The 19,061-nt window shown below is 69.2% G+C and carries 16 protein-coding genes; 2 read left to right on the top strand and 14 right to left on the bottom strand.

The features are described from left to right. The first annotated feature begins 41 nt into the window (after window positions 1-41). Window positions 42-1,238, top strand: a complete 1,197-nt coding sequence (locus AU185_RS25690) for an alpha/beta hydrolase family protein (RefSeq protein ID WP_059098694.1) — start codon at window positions 42-44, stop codon at window positions 1,236-1,238. Here the strand turns inward: AU185_RS25690 and eccE are convergent. From eccE to AU185_RS18050, 13 genes are all read right to left on the bottom strand, one after another. Then, the gene (gene eccE, locus AU185_RS17990) at window positions 1,225-2,142 is read right to left on the bottom strand and encodes a type VII secretion protein EccE (RefSeq protein WP_059098695.1); all 918 of its coding nucleotides are present in this window, start codon (window positions 2,140-2,142) and stop codon (window positions 1,225-1,227) included. The two genes, AU185_RS25690 and eccE, sit on opposite strands and share 14 nt — an antisense overlap. Beyond that, window positions 2,139-3,545, bottom strand: a complete 1,407-nt coding sequence (gene mycP, locus AU185_RS17995) for a type VII secretion-associated serine protease mycosin (protein ID WP_059098696.1) — start codon at window positions 3,543-3,545, stop codon at window positions 2,139-2,141. Before mycP ends, eccE begins: the two co-directional genes overlap by 4 nt. Before the next feature lie 10 nt (window positions 3,546-3,555). After that, window positions 3,556-4,941, bottom strand: a complete 1,386-nt coding sequence (gene eccD / locus AU185_RS18000; protein ID WP_059098697.1) for a type VII secretion integral membrane protein EccD — start codon at window positions 4,939-4,941, stop codon at window positions 3,556-3,558. A gap of 86 nt (window positions 4,942-5,027) precedes the next feature. Beyond that, window positions 5,028-5,894 carry an ESX secretion-associated protein EspG gene (locus AU185_RS18005; RefSeq protein WP_059098698.1) on the bottom strand — a complete coding sequence of 289 codons (867 nt, stop codon included), beginning with the start codon at window positions 5,892-5,894 and terminating at the stop codon, window positions 5,028-5,030. A 6-nt stretch (window positions 5,895-5,900) separates the two neighbouring features. Further along, window positions 5,901-6,191, bottom strand: a complete 291-nt coding sequence (locus tag AU185_RS18010; RefSeq protein ID WP_059098699.1) for a WXG100 family type VII secretion target — start codon at window positions 6,189-6,191, stop codon at window positions 5,901-5,903. A gap of 29 nt (window positions 6,192-6,220) precedes the next feature. Further along, complete coding sequence (locus AU185_RS18015) at window positions 6,221-6,514, bottom strand: hypothetical protein (RefSeq protein ID WP_059098700.1); 294 nt, start codon at window positions 6,512-6,514, stop codon at window positions 6,221-6,223. A gap of 52 nt (window positions 6,515-6,566) precedes the next feature. Then, entirely contained in the window at window positions 6,567-8,078 is a 1,512-nt protein-coding gene (locus AU185_RS18020) for a PPE family protein (protein ID WP_059098701.1), read from the bottom strand. Between the two features lie 2 nt (window positions 8,079-8,080). Further along, complete coding sequence (locus tag AU185_RS18025; RefSeq protein WP_059098702.1) at window positions 8,081-8,389, bottom strand: PE family protein; 309 nt, start codon at window positions 8,387-8,389, stop codon at window positions 8,081-8,083. Further along, complete coding sequence (eccCa, locus tag AU185_RS18030) at window positions 8,389-12,363, bottom strand: type VII secretion protein EccCa (RefSeq protein WP_059098703.1); 3,975 nt, start codon at window positions 12,361-12,363, stop codon at window positions 8,389-8,391. The genes AU185_RS18025 and eccCa overlap by 1 nt, the downstream gene beginning before the upstream one ends. 61 nt (window positions 12,364-12,424) lie before the next feature. After that, a complete protein-coding gene (gene eccB / locus AU185_RS18035) occupies window positions 12,425-13,990 on the bottom strand; it encodes a type VII secretion protein EccB (RefSeq protein WP_059098704.1) in 1,566 nt (521 codons plus the stop codon). Further along, a complete protein-coding gene (eccA, locus tag AU185_RS18040; RefSeq protein WP_082683954.1) occupies window positions 13,987-15,828 on the bottom strand; it encodes a type VII secretion AAA-ATPase EccA in 1,842 nt (613 codons plus the stop codon). Before eccA ends, eccB begins: the two co-directional genes overlap by 4 nt. 68 nt (window positions 15,829-15,896) lie before the next feature. Beyond that, window positions 15,897-16,802, bottom strand: a complete 906-nt coding sequence (locus AU185_RS18045; RefSeq protein WP_059098706.1) for a class I SAM-dependent methyltransferase — start codon at window positions 16,800-16,802, stop codon at window positions 15,897-15,899. Between the two features lie 38 nt (window positions 16,803-16,840). Then, window positions 16,841-17,731, bottom strand: coding sequence for an oxygenase MpaB family protein (locus tag AU185_RS18050; RefSeq protein ID WP_059098801.1), 891 nt, complete (start codon window positions 17,729-17,731; stop codon window positions 16,841-16,843). Between the two features lie 79 nt (window positions 17,732-17,810). Here AU185_RS18050 and AU185_RS18055 point away from each other — a divergent pair, with 79 nt between their 5' ends. After that, on the top strand, window positions 17,811-18,431 hold the full coding sequence (locus AU185_RS18055) for a TetR/AcrR family transcriptional regulator (RefSeq protein WP_059098707.1): 621 nt from the start codon (window positions 17,811-17,813) through the stop codon (window positions 18,429-18,431). A gap of 3 nt (window positions 18,432-18,434) precedes the next feature. On the opposite strand, the gene AU185_RS18060 is transcribed toward AU185_RS18055, so the two are convergent. Next, a complete protein-coding gene (locus AU185_RS18060; RefSeq protein WP_059098802.1) occupies window positions 18,435-19,010 on the bottom strand; it encodes a VOC family protein in 576 nt (191 codons plus the stop codon). Window positions 19,011-19,061 lie beyond the last annotated feature (51 nt).

Consider the following 19,061-nt stretch of genomic DNA (forward strand, 5'->3'; position numbering starts at 1 on the left):
GTCGTCAGTCTGGCACCGCCGGCGCCGGTTACCATGCGGACGTGAGCCAATCGGACGCCAACCCGGTGGATCCCCCCATTCCCGTTCCCGACGTACCCGGCGCGGACGCCACTACCGGCGGACTTCCCCGCCGTGCCGATCTCACCTTGCGCCAGCGGCTCATCGTCGACACGTCGGCCGTCGCCGACATCGCGCTGCGGACCGCGATCGCCTCGCTGCTCGCGACCACCATGCTGCCGACCCTGGCGGGCGGGCTGCGCCGGTCGCAGTCGCGCGCCGAGCGCGAGCAGTTGCAGTTCTACGCCGAACTGGCCGCGGCGAACGATTCCGCGCAGTCGTTCCCGGCGCCGGCATCGCGTCCCCGGGTCACCTCGCGCACCGCAAACCCGTTCGCTGAGTGGATAGCGAAGGGTCGCGTCGAGAACATCCGGTTCAACAGCAGCTTCGAGGCGATCAACCCGGCCTTGCGCACACAGTGCCGAGGATTCGAGCGCAACAACGTCGTGCACGCCCAGCACTGGCGGCACGACGACGGTCCCCACCCGACGCTGTGTCTGATCCACGGGTTCATGGGTTCGCCCTATCTGTTCAACGGGCTGTTTTTCTCCCTGCCGTGGTTCTTCCGATCCGGTTACGACGTCCTGCTATACACCATGCCCTTTCACGGTCCCCGCGCCGAGAAGGGCTCGCCCTTCAGCGGTTACGGGTTCTTCGCCAACGGGTTCTCCGGTTTCGCCGAAGCGATGGCGCAGTCGGTGCATGACTTCCGCTCGATCATGGACTATCTCGAGTTCACCGGCGTCGATCGCATCGCCTTGACCGGGATGTCGCTCGGCGGGTATACGGCGGCGCTGATCGCGGGCATCGACGATCGCATCCAGGCCGTCATCCCCAACGTCCCGGTGGTGGCGCCCGATCAGACCGTCGACGAATGGTTCCCCGCCAACAAGGTGGTGGCGTTGCGTAACCTGCTGTCGGGCACCGATGCCGAGCTCACCAGCGCTGCGACCCGGTTCTCGTCGCCGCTGAATTACGCGCCGTTGGTGCCGAAGGACCGGAGGTTGATCATCACCGGTCTCGGTGACCGGTTGGCGCCGCCGGAGCAGGCCGAGATGCTATGGGAGCACTGGGACCGCTGCGCGTTCCACTGGTTTCCCGGCAACCACATCCTGCACGTCAGCCAGCCCGACTACCTGCGCCGGATGACGCGGTTCATGCAGGGCTTCATGTTCGACTGAACTCCGGCCGCGTTCCCGCCGGCCAGGCGATCCGCTCCAACTGCTCACGCGATACCGGCTTGCCCGAAACACCTAGATGGTCAACGGCTTTGGGGTCCAGTGCGGTCAGCAACGGCCTTTGGAGTCCGCGGTGGGCGGTCAACCCGGGCAAGGGTGCCTTGCGCACCACGTCGGGAGTGCGGAAGGCGCATGCCGCGGCGACGACCGGTTGCGCCGCGGTGCCGCTGAACTCGAGGGCGGTCCACGTCTCACCCTGCTGCGACCACACCTCGGCGAGGCGCTCAGCCAACCGCTCATCGACCGGAATCTTGTAGGCAGAGATGAATCCGCGGTCATCGCATACCCCCGACCACTTCTCGCGCACCGCTGCGCCCAACGGCGCGTCGGTGTCTTCGACCATCGCGGCGTCGAGACCGGCCTCCCGCAGATGGTCGGCGAGCCGCCGGCCGGCGATCTCAGCGGTGTCGTGCAGCGGAAGTTCCGGAGAACGTGCCTGCAGGGCAACCAGATTCGCTTTCGCGTCCAGGGTCAGGCTGATCCAGGTGGTACGGACACCGTCCTGATCGAGGTTGGTGACCCGAACCTTCTCGCTGCGGACCCCGAACCGCTCGACGTATCCGGCCAGCAACGGCAGCGACACATCGACGCCTGCCGGGCCGTCGACACGCAGCACCACGGTTGCCTGATCCGGCCTCTGCGCCTTCGGCTTCGAGTGGTTGCGCCGCCACACCGCCACCCGGCGGCCGATCATGGTCGTCACGAACTGTCCACGCCACCAGGCGAACACCACCACGACGACGGCGGCCGCGATTCCCAGGATCCACCAGTCGGTGGTGGACTCCCACGGGTACGCCATGGCCGCCAACACCACGGCCAACGACGCCAACGCAATTCGAACGGTCACGATGCCTCCGGTTGATTGTCGAGTTTCCTTCGCCGGTGCACCGCCACCGCCGCCGTCACGGCCGCGATCAACGCCAACGCCCCGGTACCCGCGAACGCGACGACTTTCGGGGTGGAATCGGGCGCCTGCGGCGCCGGCGGCGCGGCGACCGGCCGGGGTTCCGGGTCACCGTCGTCGTCGATGGCCGCCGTCACATCCCACGTCAGTGAGGCGACGGGGTCGACGAGCCCGAACCCGGTCAGGTTCGACGGCGCCCGGGCCGCCCCCTGGGCCCCGGCAGTCAGGCGATCCCTGACCTGTTCGGCGGTCAACTCGGGGAACCGGCTGCGCACCAACGCCGCGACACCGGACACATAGGCCGCCGCGAAACTCGAACTGTTCAGCGGGAAGAGCCGGCCCTGGCTGTCGGGCAACGCGTTCGCGAGCCCGCCGCCGTCGCCGTTGCCCACCGACGCGATGTCCTGCCCCGGCGCCGCGATGTCCACCCATGGTCCGGCCATCGTGAAATCGGCCGGCCGACCCGTCGAGGTCAGCGCCCCGACCGAGAGCACGAACGGCTGCCAGGACGACGGGATCGACACCGACGTGACGCCCGACCAGTTGCGCGGGTCGTCCGGGCGAGCGGGATCCGACAACGGGTTCGACGGGCACGCCGAACCGGGGTTGAGACCCGCTTTGTTGTTCCCGGCCGCGGCGACGATCACCGCATCCTTCTCGACGGCGGCGTACCGCAGGGCCGCGCCGAGCTGACTCTGGTCGACGGTCTCGGTGGCGGGCAGGCAGGTGACCGCGGAGATGTTGATCACGCGCGCACCCAGGTCCGCGGCGCGCACGACCGCGCGGGCCAGCGTCGCGACGTCGAGCGCGACGCGCGCCACGGCCTGGTTCTCCACCGACTCGGTCGGTGAGAACCGCGCCGAGGTGGATCGGATCGACAACACCCGGGCTCCGGGCGCGACGCCGGAGAACCGGTCGGGCCCCGGCTGGCCGGCGATCAGCCCGGCCACCAGCGTTCCGTGCCCGTCGCAGTCGGTCAGCCCATCGGTGTCCGCGACGAAGTCCCCGCCTGGATCGACGTTCGGCAGCCGCGGGCCCGGCCGCACACCGGTGTCGATGACGGCCACGACCTGTCCGTCCCCGCGGCTGTACTCCCAGGCGCCCTCGAGGTTGAGCAGCTCGCGGTTCGGGCCGGGCGCACCGGGATCGGTGCCCGGCAGCACACCGGCGCTGACGCACGGGCCGCGCTGAGACATCGGTTGCACGGGGCCGGGGGCACCCGACGGCGGTGGCACCGCCGGGTCCACTTGCGGCGGTGTGATCGCCTGCGCCATCGGGCAACTCATGCTCAGGACGGTCAGTGCCACCGCTGTGGCGGCGAGTACGGTGCGCAGTCCGTCGCGCATCACCGATGCCTCATCGGTTCAGCACCCAGGTGAACAGTCCGACCAGATACGCCAGCACCGGGATGAGCGACGCGTCGACGGCAGACGCCAGGAAACCGACCAGGCGGCGCATGGGCAGCGAGTAGGTGTCGGGCGACGCCACCCGCGGGAACAGTGCCGCGATCACCCACACCGCCGTCAAGCCCGCGAGCGCCGCCAGCGCCCACCACGCGGCGGTGTAGCGGTCGTCGACACTGAACACGACGAGGAACGAGATCGCCAGCAGGAACGGCAGACTCAGCAGCCACGCCTTGCACGGCGCGGAGTCCCACACCCGCGCCCGCAGCACAGAACCCAGCGCGACCGCGGCCACGACGTACCACGCCCAGTTCGAAACGCCCTGCGGGGCCGCCAATGTCAGTGCGCCCGCGGTGCTCAGCAGCACTCCTCCGGCGATGAAGCCGGTCTGGTGGGAGTCGCTGATCCTGACCCGCCGCGGCAGATCCGCGAGCACCTTGAGCGACGGCGCCGACGGCGTCGGGTCACCGGGGGCGGGAATCACCGGAACCGGCAGTCGCGACCACACCGCGGAGAGTTGGGCGGCTTGGACCGTGACCACCAGCGCCAGCACCACCAGCACGGATCCGACGACGAGGTGGTCCAGCGTCCAGATCGTGGCGGCGCCCGCGGTGATCAGGGCGCCGGCGCCGACGACCGTTGCCGCCGTGAAGATCGCGATGGCGCGCTGGGCGACGACGATGCTCATGATCGACCAGGCCGTCACGCCCGCGGCGGCCAGCAGCACGTGCGACGGCCCGAACTCGCCGGGTACCGCGAGCGCGAGGGCCACGGCGATCGGCGCCAACGCCGTCACGGCCAGCGCCGTGCCGAGCCGAGGTGACCGGCCCCAGGTGAGGAGCGCCGCCAGCACCGTGAGCACCGCGATCCCGCTGGCCGCCATGAGGCCGGCGAAACCGCCGACGACCTCACTGTGCACAGCGGCGAACGTCGTGGCAACCAGGATCAGCGCGACGACGGCCGCTGCCGCGCCGCGGGCGATGTGCGCTGCACCCCAAGGCTTTTCGCGGGCAGCCGAGAAGATGACCGCCGCATCGCCGATGTCCTCGACGATTCGCGGTGCCGCGGGCCCGGCGGGTAGCGGCTGCAGCGCAAGAAGGTCGCCGTCGACGACGCCGACGGTGTTCAGGGTCGCGTCGAGGCTGAACGGCGCGCCGCCGACCGGGGCGAGCGACAGCACGACCGGTGCGGCGTCGTCGTATTCCTCGTCGGCGGGCATCGCCATCCGGCGTACCGCGGGCAGGATCTCGCGCAGGGGAAGTTCGGTAGGCAACGCCATGTCCGTGACCCGGCCGCCGGCCTCGCCCGCGGCGAGCACGGCGACCCGAACGATCGGCATCGACGGCGCGGACGCCTCGGTCCTCCCCGACGGCCCTGGCGGCCCTGGCGGCCCTGGCGGCATGGTCGCCAGGGAAGAGGTGCCGGTCATCGGATGGTCTGCCATTGCGGTTCCGTTCTTTGGTTTGAATCGAAGTCTCGGGTGAGTTGCAGGTCGGGGAACCACGCCCCGTCGGGCAGCGTTGCGGTGAGCCGCTCGACCGCGGTCGCGATCGCCAGCGGTGTGCCGGGGGCGAAGGTCGACACCCATTCGCCGTCGAACGCCTTCGACGGATGGACGAGGACCCTGCCTTCCCGGGTGTCGACGACGCTGACGCCGACGTCGGTGCTGACACGGTGACCGTCGCGGTGATCGCCCGCGACAATCTCCACATAACTGCGGTCCGGCGCGTAAGCGGCTTCCACCACGGCGCGCGCGCTCGGCGGGATGCCGAGGAACTCGACGACGTCGTCCAGCGTCGCGCCGTTGCGCAGCTGCTCGTCGGCGCGCGCCCCGATCCGGGCGGGGATGGCGAACTCGTCGAAGCCGGCCGGCGGCCGGCCCGACAACCCGGCCGTCAGGATGGGCACGAGCGCCTGCGGGTGGTCCACGTCCAACGCGGTGAGCGTGACGAGGCCGCCGGCGCGCAGCGCGACGACGGTGTGCTCGCCACGGCGCGCGACGTGCCCGCGCAGCATGCTGCCGGAGCCGCGGACGAATCTGAGTTCGAGCCACCGCCGGGGCCGGCACGTCGTCGTAACCCATTGCCGGACATAGGGATCGACGGTCCGCTCGGCGGTCATCACGCCCAGCTCCACCAGTTCGGCCGACAGCCTGGACTCGACTGCCGCCCGCTCAGCGTGGTCGCTGTACGGCGGGGTGATGGCCAGCACCCAGGGATAGTTCCCTGCGCCCGACGCATCGGCGACGAACCAGGCCTGCTCCGCGGTCAGCTCGACTGCGTTAACTGCCACCGCCGATCAGCCACCCCATTTGGCGCCTTCGGCCTGGTCACGGGCGCTCATCGACATGGTGTTCTGTTCGTGCGTGGCGGCCATCGCGCGGTATGCGCGCACCAGTTCCTCGAGGCTGGCGTTCCACTGCGCCTGCCACGCCTGGTACGTCATGCCGGTGTCGCCCTGCCAGGCGCCGGCCAATGCCGCCTGCTCGCTGGCGATGTCGGCGCCGACGGCGTGCAGAGCGCCCGCGTAACCGGACATCTCGCCCGCGTGGGCCAGCATCGCCGGGTAGTTGTACATGATCTGAGACATCAGGTTCTCCCTCTAGGTCAGTTCGAAGTTCAGATACCGGTGTAGGTGCTGGCCGCCGCGGCGTCCTCGGCGACATAGGTGCCCGCGGCGTCGCCGAGATTGACCTGGGCGATGTCGAGCAGCGAGTTGATCTTCGCGGAGACCTCGATGAAGCGGGCGTGGGACGCCTGGAAGGCGGCCGACGACTCGCCCATGTGGAACGCCTGCGCCGACTGGGCAGCCTGTTCGGCCTGCGCCATGGTGCTGCGCATCAGGGCGGCCTTCGCAGAGAACGCGGCCTCGGATGACACGAGTTGCGGGATGTGAGCGTCCAAGAGGCTCATGGTTTTTCCTTTCGGATCGTGGTTCGGCGGTTCGGGTTTCGCTCAGCTCTGTTCAGTCGCGCTCTCCCCCCTTGTGGTCCCAGTCGCTGGGCAGCATGGGTTCGGTGGGTCCGCCGCCGAAGGAGTCGCCGGCGAGCTCGGTCAGCCCGGCGGCCTGCTCGTCGTCGGACTTCGTCGCTGCACCGGTGAAACCCACTGCGCCTGCGCCCTTTTCCGATGCGCTCACGTGCGGACGCCGCACCGGTTCGGGCGGCGGCGTCTCGTCTTCCGGCTCGTAGTCCATGTAGGCGTCGGCGTACTGGCGTTGGTGGATCGGCTGCGGGCGCTTGCGGCGAGCCTTCCGTTTGGCCAACGACGATGCCGCGGCGGCCGCAGCCGCGGATGCCGCGATGTCGGACGCCGGCGCCTTGGCGCTGATGCCGTCCCGGAACGTCGGGGAGACACCCTCGTCCGGGTCGGGGCCGGCGATCGCGTACGGCACCGCAGTTGCCGCCGCCGGGGCGGGCGGCGCGCCCGCTGGGGCCGACCCGGCACCGACCGACGTCGTCGGAGCGGCGGTTCCAGTGGGAACGGTCGGCGCCACCGCGGTGACGGGTGGCATACTCTCGGCCCGCGTCACCGGGACCGGCTGGGCCGGGACAGGGGCGACGGCAGGCGCTGGCGCGGGTGCGGGCACAGCCATTGGCGGGGGGTTCAGCGCCTGGACGATGAGGCCGATCATTATCGGCAGCAATATCGGAGCACTGAAGATCAGCGACCACGTGGTCCATCCGAGTGGCTGGGTGATCGCCTGATAGAGGACGAATAAGAGCACCACTCCCGACCCCGGGTTGAAGAGCCACGCGAAGAAGTTGCCCATGAAGTCATTGAGAGAATCGAACAAGTCCTCGAAGAACTTCTGAAGCTCCTCCAGAAATCGCGCGATGGAGTCGGCGAGATTCCGCGCCGAACCGGAGTCGGCGGCGGTGGCCATCGCCGAGGCGTGCTGTGCGTCGGCGGCGGCCGAACCGGCCTCTCCCACACCGGGAGCCAACAGCATCGGTGCCGGTGTCGTCATGGGGGTGGCCGCCACCGCCGCTCCCGACACCGCCTGGTAGGTGCTCATCGTCGTCGCGGCCTGGATCCACATCCGCACGTAGTCGGCTTCGTTCAACGCGATCGGGATCGTGTTGATACCCAAGAAGTTCGTCGCCGTCAGCACCGCGTGCGTGGCGTGGTTGAGCGCCAACTCGGGCAGCGTCGGCATCATCGCCAACGCCGTCGTATACGCCGCCGCGGCGGCCTCGTGCTGAACCGCCGACGCCGCGCTGTTGGCGCTGGCCTGCGCCAACCACGCGAGATATGGCGCATGCGCAGCGACATACTGCTCGGCGCTCGGCCCTTCCCAGGCGCCGCCCTGCACCGCCCCCAGCACGGCGGTCAACTCCGCTGCGGCGGAGGAGTATTCGGCGGCCAGCGACTGCCACGCACCCGCGGCCGCCAACAGCGAACCCGGCCCGGGCCCGCTGCTCAGCATGGTCGAGTGCACCTCCGGAGGCAGCGCCATCCAGATCGGAGCCGTCATGATCAGCTACCGGCGACCAGGTACGTCGAAGCGGCCATGGCGTCACCGGTGGCGTAACTGGTGGCGGACTGCCCGACGCCGACGCCGGAGCGGCCCAGCTCCTCGACGCCGTGCGCGGCCACCGTGTTGTGCTGCGTGCCGTGCGCACTCAGCCCCGCGGCGGTCTGCAGCGACACCGCGTCGACGGCCGGCGGCACCACCGTGCTGACCAATGGCGCGGCGGCGGCGTGCGCGGCCGCCAATCGGGCCGTCAACGCCTCGACGGCGGAACCCGCCGCGGCCAGACCCTCGGGAACGACGCGAAGAGTCATCAGTTGAACTCCCTTCCACTAGTGCCGTTGTTGCCGGTGCTCTCTGCGACCGCGTCGGCGAACGGGTTGACGAGTTGCAGGAACGTCGGGCCATCGCCATCGTCCAGCAACATCGCGCGGCCCGCAGGCAGACGGCGGAACCGGTGGCCCCGGATCTTGCCGCTGTCCTGCGGGTTGCCCGACAGCATGAGGATGGCCGCCTGCAACTCGTTGAGCCGGCGCAGCAGCGGTGCCGTCATCAAAGCGTGCGCCGAACCGGTGGCCCGCGCGGTCACGATGACGCGCAGACCCAGTTCACTTGCCTGCGACAGCAAACCGATGATCCCGGTCCACGGCCGTTGCCCGACGAACGGACCGCTGACCGCGGGGGCGTCCGGGATCTGGTCGACGTCGTCGATGATCAGGTAGTGGGTGTGGCCGTCCTCACCGGATTGGTAGGTCCACCTGCTCAGTTCCTGCGGGGACAGCCCGGCCGGCGGGCGGCGCCTCTCCAGCAGTGCGCTGAGCCCCAGCATCGCAGGGGTGATCCGGTCGATGTTCGGCGTGTACTCGTTGTCCGGGAACAACGGTTCGTCGACCAGATGCAGGCGACGGTCGATCACCGTGAACGCGACCCGGTCCGACGTGGAGTGCTCCCGCACCGTGCGGATCACGTGACGCAGCAGCGTCGTCTTGCCCGACTTGGCATCGCCGAACACCATCAGCAGCGGGTTCTGGTCGAACGCCATCGTCACGGCCGCGAGGTCCTCCTCGCGCTGGCCGATGACGACGCGCTCCGGCGCCGGATACAACGGCGCCACCGCGGCCGGCGCCAGATCGCGCGGCAGCAGCCGCACCGGCGGCGCGGTGACACCCCGATGGCGGGCGTTGATCACCCCGATGTCGCGCAGTGACGGCTCGGCGAACAGGAAGTGCTCGGCGGCCATGGTCAAACCGCGGCCCGGCTGATCGGCCGGTACCGCTTCGGCGGGCCGGCGCAATGCACCGGTGATCCGCACGTTGCTGTCACGCGCGTCGGACAGCTTCAACTCGAGACGCAGACCGAGGCCGTCGCGCATCGCCAGCGGCACCTCGAGCCAGTTCGGCGTGGTGATCACGACGTGGATGCCGTAGGACATCCCGGTGTTCACCAACTCGGTCACTTTCGCCAACAACGGATTCCGGGTGTTGAAGGTGTCGGTGTTGTCGCGGCTGAACGCGTACAGGTTGTCGATGACCAGGAAAACTTCGCCGTAGTCGTCGCGCTGACCGTTACCCGAGTGGCCATGTGCCTGGCGGGCGCGCAGCAGCTGTTCGAGCTCGCCGAACGTGCGCCGGATGCGCTCGGGTTCCAGCGGCGAAGCGACGCTGCCGACGTGCGCCAGGTCTGCCAGCGGACGCAACTGGCCCCCGCCGTAGTCCAGGCAGTAGAACGACACGTCGCGCGGTGAGTGCAGCGCCGCGGCGGACAGGATGAACGTCTGCAGCGCCGTGGTCTTACCGGACTTCGGGCCGCCGTGAATCAACATGTTGGCCGCAGCGGACCTGGCGTTGAAGATCAGCGGATCGCGGCGCATCGCGAACGGGCGGTCGATCTCGCCGAGCGGCCAACGCCACTGGCGTTCGGCCACGTCGGCGCGCGCGAGCAACTCGTCGAGCGGAATCGGCTCGTCCAGCGGCGGCAACCACAGCTGTGGCGCCTTCGGACCGTAGTTCGCGAGCTGATCGCCGATGGTGGCGACGAGCTTGCGCGGCGGACGGTCCTCGTGCGCAGCCGGATCGGAGACGACGACGGTGTCGGCGGGCGCCTCGACGTGACCGGCAGTGAATTGTTGCGGTACCGGAACCGCCTGCACGACAACAGACTTCTCGATCCGCGGCGGGTCGTAGATGCCGTCGACGTAGGTGCTGCGGAACTTGACCGGCATCGCACCGGGCGTCGGCACCAGAAAACCCTCGCCCTTGTGCTCGGGGCCGGCCTCGATGTGGAACGCGTCTTCGACACCGATGATCTGGCGGCTGACGGCCGGACTGGCCACCTTGAGCCCGATGCGATAGGAGGTGTTCTTGTCGATGTCCTTGATCCGGCCCACGTCCAGCGTCTGCGACGCGAACAGGATGTGGATGCGGAACGAACGGCCCTTGCGCGCGACGTAGTCGAACAGCTCGGCGTATTCCGGGTGGTCGGACAGCATCAGCGAGAACTCGTCGGCGACGACGAGCAGCGTGGGCAACGGCGGCAGGTCGTGACCCGCCGCTATGGCGGCCTCGTACTCGAGCACCGAGTTGAACGCGCTGCCCTGAACCCGACGCCCGGCCTCCATCAGCAGTTGCTCCCGGCGCGCCACCTCACCGCGCAGTGTGTCGGCGAATCGGTCGGCCAGCGAACGCTTTTCGGCCATGTTCGAGATGACCGCGACCACCTGCGGGAAGTCCCGGAAGATGTCCGCCCCGGCCTCGCCCTTGAAGTCGGCGTAGATCACGATTAGCCGATCTGCGGAGTGAGTCGTCAACAGCGACAGCAGGATCGACATCAAGGTCTGCGACTTGCCCGAACCCGTCATGCCGATCATCAGGCCGTGCGGGCCCATGCCGCCCTCCGCCTCGTCCTTGAGGTCGAAGATGAGCGGCTCGCCCGTCGCGGTCACCCCGATGGGCACCCGCAGTTCGTCGGCGCGCGCCCGCGGAGCCCACAGGCTCGCCACGTCCAGCGCCGCGGCGTCGGGAATGCCGAGCAGCGTCGAGAACGTGGCGACGCCGGCGCTGGCGGTCCGCGCGTGGCTCGGGTTCGAGTCCCACCTCGACAGCCGGCGTGCGATGTGCCGCGCGGTGGCGACGTCGAGTTGGTCGGCGGCGTCGACGTATGGCTGCCACCCGCCGGTCTGCCAGCGCCGCAGCTGCCCGTCGCTCACCTGCAGGATCGGCCGCTCCGGGTCGGGGTACTGCTCGCGGTGCGGCGGTTCGGCGATCCGCTGCACCAGCGTCACACCGGCCAGTCCGCCCCGCGGGACCAACGCGCCGGGATCCACGTCGGGATCGTCGACGACGATGAGCAGGTGCTTGGCACCCGTTTCGTCGGCGTCGCCGAACGGCGGCCGGTCGTCGAGCGCAGGCGCGAGCAGCGAGCGCAGCTCAGCGACATCGGACGCCAGGTAACGCGCCGGCCCGGCGCCATCCACCGACCCGGGAATGTCGTTGTGCGGCAGCCACTTCAGCCAGGACCAGTCGTCGCTCTCGATGTCCGGCGCGAGCAGCGCGACACCCAGCACCGCCGGGTCGTGCCAGGTGACCGCCTGGGTGATCCAGCCGCGCAGTGCCCCGCGGACGTCGTCCGGCTCGCCGAGCACCGTGATGCGGGAGACCTTGCCCAGGTCGATGCCCGTCGGCACCGCGCGCACCGTGCGCTGCACGTCGAGCAGTCCCCGTAACGCGCTGTGCGACACCGGTTCCAGGTCGACCTCGTCCGCGCTGTCCTTCACCCGCAGCGTCGCGTTGAGCGGGGCATCGTGCAGTCCGGTGCGCACCACCAGGAAGTCCGGGTCGTGCGGATCGCGCTCCCACTGCCTGCGCGTACCGGGCACGTCGATGAGCAGCCCCGGATCCGGGTGCGACCACTCGAGCGCGGCGCGCTGCTCGGCGGCGTGTGCGCGCACGTTGTCGCGAACCACCGACAGGTAACGCAGATAGTCGGCGCGCTCGGCGTCGACCTCCTCGGTGCGCATCTTGTTGTCGGTGCCGCGGTAGAGCGCAGTGGCGGCCAGCAGCAGGACGAACGGAAAGAACAGCGTCGTCGGCGAGATCAGCCGCATGCCGGTGGCCACCAGCGCCACGATCATGCCGACGATCAGGATGACGATCAGGTACGGCAGCACCCGCCGCAGCAGCGACGGCGGCACGACCCGCGGCAGTTCCGGCGGCGGCTCGATGGTGATGGTGCCCTTGCGCGTCGTCGGCACCGGGATGCGGCGACGCGCCTCGAAAATGAGCCGACTCACGCGCCGGCCTCGCAGGCTCGCCCGGCGTGTTCTGTGCTGATGGTTCGCTTGCAAGCTGCGCTCACGGCTTCTCCCTCACGACGGCGGGGCGGGGGTCGGCGGCGAGCGCGTCATGGGCCAACAGCGCGTCGGCGCGCGACAACGTCGGACCTGGCGCGAACTGGCTCAGCATCGACCATGGAATCGGTACCGCGGGCGGGGTCAGCCCGAGCGCGTCGATGGCTTTCTGGTCACCGTTCTCGTCGAGGCCGTAGCGGACCCCGACGTCGCTGAGCCAGAAGGATGCGCCGCCGACGGGTGGGGTCGACGCGCCCCCGCCGTCCTGGCCGACGGTCTGGACCAGGTAGCCGCGACCAGGCGTCATCACCACGCGGTTCGCGGTGGTGCCCGAACCGGCTCCGACCAGTGGGACGGCGCGCAATTCTTCGGACACCGGCAGTGTGACCCCGGAACGGAGGTCCAGCGTCGCGCTGGTGGCGTCGGCGGGCCGCGTCCACCGGGCGCATGTCAACGGCGCGTCCGCGGCGTCGACGAGCGTGAGCGGTTCATTCGGATAGGCGTCGGTGTCGATGACATTCGCGACGGGTAGACGCGCGATGTCATCGGCGCCCAACCTCGGCGGCTGGTCGAGCCCGAACGAATTCGCGTTGCGCATGATCGACGCGATGACCGGTGAAATCGGTTGCAGCCCTTCGCTGAGCACCGCGTAATGGCGCAGCGTGTTGTCGGCGGCGAAGGCGGCCACCACCGCGCCGACCGGTGCGGGCACCGGCAGCGGATAACGCGGCGGTTCGCCTGCGCCCGGGATCGCCGGCGGGCTCAGCGCGGGTGCTTCGGGCACCGCGTTGAACAGCCCGGGCGCGATCGGTCGGGCGACGGCGGGCTCGGTGCCGAAGCCCAGCGCGCTGGTGACGGCGCGGTCGTTCATGTCGATCGGGCTGCGACGGCCGTCCCACAGCAACCAGGTGCCGGCGTTGGGGCCACTCGGATTGGACACCAGAATCGCTTGGTCGTCGGCCAACGGCGCAGCGCGCTCGCCACCGTCGGCCAACGGGCCCGCGATCATCGTGACACCGACGGCGGGTCCCGAAACCCCGTCGCACACCGTCCAGTCGGCGTCACGGGTCGTGTTCTGCACCGTGCGATCCGGCGCGCCGGGGATGCCGAGCAGATTGCCGCGGGGGAACTGATCGATCTCGCTTGTCTTGACCTGCGACGGGTTGTCCGGGCGACCCGCGATCAGGCGTGCAGACGTCAGGTTCAGCACCGGGTGCAGCTGCTCGCCGAGGCGGACGTAGAGCGCCGAGGTGGTGCGGTCGGCCAGGATCGCGTCGTTGCCCGCCACCCCGCCGGGCCGGATCCACGAGAACACGACACACCCGGCCAGCCCGGTGATCAGCACCAGCGCGCCGACGAGCACCGAGCGGGTCTGGGTGCGAAGCGGGTCGACGAGCATGCGGGTGTCGTGCAGGGCGACGCCGGATGCGATGCGCCGCATGATGAACCGCCATCCGGTGACCTGATGGCGGGTGACGAACCCGCGGCGGTACACGACCCGGTCGGGGTTCTCGTTGGCCGGTGTCCGCGAGGCGAACGCGCGACGATTCGAGTTGTCGGGAGTGCTCATTCGGGCACCGCCAGGCCGAGGCCACGCAGCAGCGGAATGGCGGATTTGGTGACGTCTTCGTCGGTGATGGTCATCAGCTCGTCATCGGTGAAGTCTTCGGAATCGGAGTGGTCGAGTCGGTATTCGCGCTCCTCCTCGGAACGCTCGACCAGGTTGCGGACGAACCGGCCGTTACCGGCGATGTCCAGGTTGCGCCGCTCGATCCCGGTGGCGTCCGGCGTGGTGGCCGCGGCCAACTGGCCGAACAACGCTTCCATGTGGGCGAGCGCGGCCGGCTCGAAGACACTGTCGCGCTTCTCGGCCATCCGCATCGCGATCTCGACCAGTTCGTGTGGTGAGTACGACGGGAATTCGATGCTGCGCGTGAAGCGGGACCGCAGACCCTCGTTGGTGTCCAGGAATGCGTCGAGGTCCTTGCGGTAACCGGCGACGATGACGACCAACCGCTCGCGATCGTTCTCCATGCGTGCCAGCAGCGTGTCGATGGCGACCAGACCGAAGTCGTTCTTGGCGCCGGTCGACACCAACGCATAGGCCTCATCGAGGAACAGCACGCCGTCGAGCGCGCTGTCGATGATCGCGTTGGTCTTGGCCTCGGTCTCGCCGATGTGCTGACCGATCAGGTCGGCGCGGTGCACCTCGCGGACCGTCTCCTTCTTGAGAATGCCCAGCCCGCAATAGATCTTGGCGACGACGCGCGCGATCGTGGTCTTACCGGTACCGGGCGGGCCCGCGAACACCAGGTGGTTGGTGCGCTGGGCCACCGTCAGCCCGCGCTCCTGGCGGCGGATCGCCATCGCGACCGAACTCTTCAGGCGCGCAACCTGATACTTGACCTCTTCCAGGCCGATGAACTCGGCGAGCTCCGCCTCGGCTTCGACCAGTAGGTGCGCCTTACGCTCCTTGGCGCCGGGGTCGACGAACTCGGCCTCGGTCGGTTCGGTGGCGGGATCCCAGGGATCGGAGCGGCCCTCGATGCGCGCAGCCGTGGTGGTCACGATGCCGTAGGAGGTGTCCGACAGGGCGAGCTCGATCTGCTCGTTCTCGGGGTTGGCGGCGTAGAGCTCGGCGAGCACGTCGGCGGCGTCGAGCTCTTCACCCTGGGCACGCAGGCACAGCGCCTTGACGAGCGTGCCGTCCGTCGTCGCGACGTCTACCGGTCCCGCCGGGTCCTCCAAATATGACAGCGCCGGGGCGAACATGCCGAGGCGGGCCAGTGAAATGCCGAGCGTCACGCGCACGGCGTGTGCCGACGTCTCGTCGAGCTTCTTGTCGTTGACGATCGGGGTGAGCAGCCGCACCACGTCGGACCAGCGCTCGGCCCGGTAGTACATCGCGACCCGCACCCACCGCGCCTCGAACCAGCCGGGGCGCCTGGTGATCAGCGGCTCCACCAGTTCGTCGGCGGCGGAATAGTCGCCGGCGTCGCACAGCGTGACGGCGTAGGCCAGCTGGAAGTCGTCGGGAGCCGACGCCGAGAACTTGAGGTAGAGCCCGGCGTCATAGGTGAACGCCAGATCGCCCTCGGTGAGTTGCACGTGGCGCTGCAGCACCCCCGCCGTGGCGACGGTGCGCCAGATGGCTTCGACGACCTTCGCGCTGGTGTCGCCCGCCGCGGCGAGCCCGGTCCAGGCATCGCACTGCTCGCGGGCGATGCGGGTGAGTTCGGCGAAACCGGCGCGGGCAGCGGCGGGATCGGGCGGACGGCGGCGGTCGTGCACGGAGAGCCCCAGGGCTCGGCAACACGTGGCGAACCGACTCACCACGTCGTGATCGACGCGCGAAGTCGCAGCAAAATCGGTTGGTAGCGGCACGCGCCGTGATCTCCCCGTAGTCATCGCAGGCTAACTTTCCGCCCGAAGTTAGCATTGACTAAGCTAACTTGTACAGACGCACCTATTTTGCTTCAGCCGGTGAGCCGTTTCCCCTCTTTGACGGCGCTGACCAGGCTGATCGTGCTGACCATCACGGCGGCCTCGGAATCGTCCGCCGGCACCGGCCGACCGTTCCCGCGCAGCCAGTCCGGCAGTGGGGTGGCTTCGGCGCGCCACCCGCGGGCGCCGAACCAGCTCGCGGCGGGCTCGTGCTGTTCGTTGTAGACCAGGTTGAAGAACGTGTCGTCCCCGCCCGTGGCCCGCTCTTCGGCCCTCTTGGCCTCGAACGCGGCGGCGTCCATCGGCGCCGCTTCCTCCACGGCGGCGTGACTACCGGGTGCGGCCAGGGCGTCGATACCGGTGAACAGCTGCCGTTGAGCGGCGGCGGGCAGATAGATCAGCAGTCCCTCGGCGATCCAGGCGGACGGCTTGGCCGCGTCGAACCCGTGGCCCCTCAGCGCTTGCGGCCAGTCGTTGCGCAGGTCGACCGCGATCTCCCGGCGTTCGGCCCGCGGGCTGTGCCCGGCGAGCGTTTGCCGCTTGAATTCGAGCACCTGCGGCTGGTCCAACTCGAAAAGCAGGGTGCCGTCGGGCCAGTCGAGTCGGTACCCGCGCGAGTCAAGCCCGGCGGCCAGAAGGACGATCTGCCGAACGCCCGCTGCGGCAGCGGCGCGGAAGTAGTCGTCGAAGTACTTGGTGCGCACCGCCTGAAAGTTGACGAAGTCCACGCCGAACTCCGTGTTGAGCGCATGCTCGGGTGCCCGGCCGTCGAGCAGGTCCGCCCACTCGCCGCCTACCGCGCGACAAAAGACCTCGGCGAACGGATCGACCGCGACGGGGTCGGGCTTCTGCGCCTCCAGCGCACGGGCGGCGGCGACGAACAACGCCGTCGAGCCGACGCTTGTGGTGATGTCCCAGGTGTCGTCATCAGTACGCATGCAGTTGTTTCTACGCCGAGATTCCGACAGTGGGCTCGCTACACCAGGGGGCGGCCGGTGCGGACGCGCCAGTCCAGATCCTTGAGCAGCACGTTGAACGGAAACTGCCGGACGAAGCGCGGCATCACATTGTTGACCCGGCCCAGCGTCCGCATCACCCGGTTGAACCGGCGCTGTTTGGCCGCATCCCACGGCAACCCCATCTCGTCGCGGAAGCGCTGGGGCAGAAAGCCGGTCGTCATGAAGAGGTTGACGGCGTCGGTCCGCCGCTGCAGCCACGCCGGCGCCTTGACGTCGCCGAGCCTGCCCGCCGCGATCGGCCACAGGTACTCGCGCACCGCGGCGTCGATGTGCACCTTGTCCAGCGACTCCTGCCAGTACTCATCGAACGCCTTGCGGTCCGCGGGCCACATCTCGGCGGGCACCTGCAGCGTCGTGCCGAGCGCGGCGGCGTCCCGGTAGTGGCGGTCCGCGGACTCATCGTCCATCTCGCCGACGAAGATCCGGAACACGTCGACGAACCCCTTGTACAGGCAGGCGGCCACCCAGAGCTGGAGGTCCTTGTTGAACGCGTTGTATTCGACCGGGCTGTCCGGCAGCGAGTACACCTCGGCGTGCGACCGGTTGACCGCGCGACGGTACACCGCCTTCTGTTCGTCACTACCCGCGAGCGCCACGGCCAGGTACGTGAACGTGGTCCGCGCCCGCTTGATCGGGTGCCTGTCCGCGCGGCCACTTTCGACACGGCTGTCCTTCACGCCGTATCCGACCCCCGGCCGCGCGAGTTCCATGATCACGTTCGCGGCCCCGGACAGCAGCCCGATGCCCAGCATCGCGTCCTCGGGCCCGACGTTGCGCCGCAACGGGCGCCCGGGCAGGGGCGCGTCGTTGACCGCACGTCCGACGTGGTCGATCGGCTCGGAAACCATCTGCACCCCTATCGCACAAAAGTGAGAACACTTGTTTCCTGATATTGCTCCTGCTCGGCCCGGGTGTCAAGATGGCGACATGGCACAGGTCCGCCCGTACCGCGGCGTCGACGCGGCCGAGCGCCTCGCCCGGCGCCGTCGCCGCCTGCTCGAAGCGGGCCTCGACCTGCTCGGAGCCGGGGGGAACGACCCCGCCGAGCTGACGGTGCGGGCGATCTGCGGCGCGGCGGGCCTCGGCGTCCGCTACTTCTACGAGAGCTTCACCGACAAGGACGACTTCGTCGCCGCGGTGTTCGACAGCGTGGTCGCCGACATCGCCGCCACCACCCAGGCCGCTGTCGCGTCGGCACCGTCGCAGGAGCAGTCGCGGGCGGGCATGGCCAATGTGGTGCGCGCGATCGCCGCCGACGCGCGCGTCGGTCGCCTGCTGTTCAGTGTCGAGTTGTCCAACACGGTGATTGTGCGTAAGCGCGCCGAGTCCACGGCCCTGTTCGCGATGCTGCTGCTGCAGCACGCCGGCACGCTCGGCGCGCAAGACAGCGAACTCACCAGAGCAACCGCGCATTTCGCGGTCGGCGGCGTAGGCCAGACCCTCAGCGCGTGGCTGGCCGGCAACCTCGAAATCGACAGTGACCAACTCGTCGACCGGCTGGCGGTGACTCTCGACGTGTTGTCGGGTCTGTCGGGTGCCGAGACCTGACCGTCAGGCGGTGACCTTCGGGCGGCGGTCGGCGGCCGTCTTGGGCGTCGCTTGTGCGTCGCTATCGGTGAATTCCTTGGTCCAGCAGGCGAATTCGAGCGTGATGCCGTCGGGATCGTGGAAGTAGAACGAACGGACGTAGACACCGGGGTGCACGGTGGGTGAGACCTGCGCCTCGCTCTCGTCGTGATTGAGCACCGGACCGACCCGCACGCCCTTGTCCTTGAGGCGCTGCCGGTACTCGTCGAACTTCTCGGCGGGCACGTGGAAAGCCAGGTGATTCATGGTGCTGACCGCGCTGACGATGTCGCCGATACCGGGGATGGCCTCGGGCGAGGAGATGCCGGGCACCCGGTCCGGCGCGTCGGCGAACCAGAAGAACGCGACGCAGTCGCCGTTGCCCGCATCGAAGAAGAAGTGCTGGCCCATGCCGCCCGGCAGGTCGAGCGACTTGATCAACGGCATGCCGAGGATGTTGCTGTAGAAGTCGACGGTCTTCGCCATGTCCGAGCACACCAGCGCCACATGGTTGATGCCGCCGAGTTCGAATTCGGAGTTCGGATTGTCGGGCCTGATCATCTGGCGCCTCCTCGGGCGAATCTCTGGCCAGAAACGCAAACTGAATTTAGC

It is taken from the genome of Mycobacterium sp. GA-0227b (assembly GCF_001499855.1).
Lineage (GTDB): Bacteria > Actinomycetota > Actinomycetes > Mycobacteriales > Mycobacteriaceae > Mycobacterium.

Coding starts and splice junctions, on each gene's coding strand:
- mycP (WP_059098696.1), bottom strand. CDS start 3,545: ATGCGCGACGGACTGCGCACCGTACTCGCCGCCACAGCGGTGGCACTG.
- eccD (WP_059098697.1), bottom strand. CDS start 4,941: ATGCCGATCGTTCGGGTCGCCGTGCTCGCCGCGGGCGAGGCCGGCGGC.
- AU185_RS18010 (WP_059098699.1), bottom strand. CDS start 6,191: ATGTCTCAGATCATGTACAACTACCCGGCGATGCTGGCCCACGCGGGC.
- AU185_RS18015 (WP_059098700.1), bottom strand. CDS start 6,514: ATGAGCCTCTTGGACGCTCACATCCCGCAACTCGTGTCATCCGAGGCC.
- AU185_RS18020 (WP_059098701.1), bottom strand. CDS start 8,078: ATGACGGCTCCGATCTGGATGGCGCTGCCTCCGGAGGTGCACTCGACC.
- AU185_RS18025 (WP_059098702.1), bottom strand. CDS start 8,389: ATGACTCTTCGCGTCGTTCCCGAGGGTCTGGCCGCGGCGGGTTCCGCC.
- eccB (WP_059098704.1), bottom strand. CDS start 13,990: ATGAGCACTCCCGACAACTCGAATCGTCGCGCGTTCGCCTCGCGGACA.
- eccA (WP_082683954.1), bottom strand. CDS start 15,828: ATGACTACGGGGAGATCACGGCGCGTGCCGCTACCAACCGATTTTGCT.
- AU185_RS18045 (WP_059098706.1), bottom strand. CDS start 16,802: ATGCGTACTGATGACGACACCTGGGACATCACCACAAGCGTCGGCTCG.
- AU185_RS18050 (WP_059098801.1), bottom strand. CDS start 17,731: ATGGTTTCCGAGCCGATCGACCACGTCGGACGTGCGGTCAACGACGCG.
- AU185_RS18055 (WP_059098707.1), top strand. CDS start 17,811: ATGGCACAGGTCCGCCCGTACCGCGGCGTCGACGCGGCCGAGCGCCTC.
- AU185_RS18060 (WP_059098802.1), bottom strand. CDS start 19,010: ATGATCAGGCCCGACAATCCGAACTCCGAATTCGAACTCGGCGGCATC.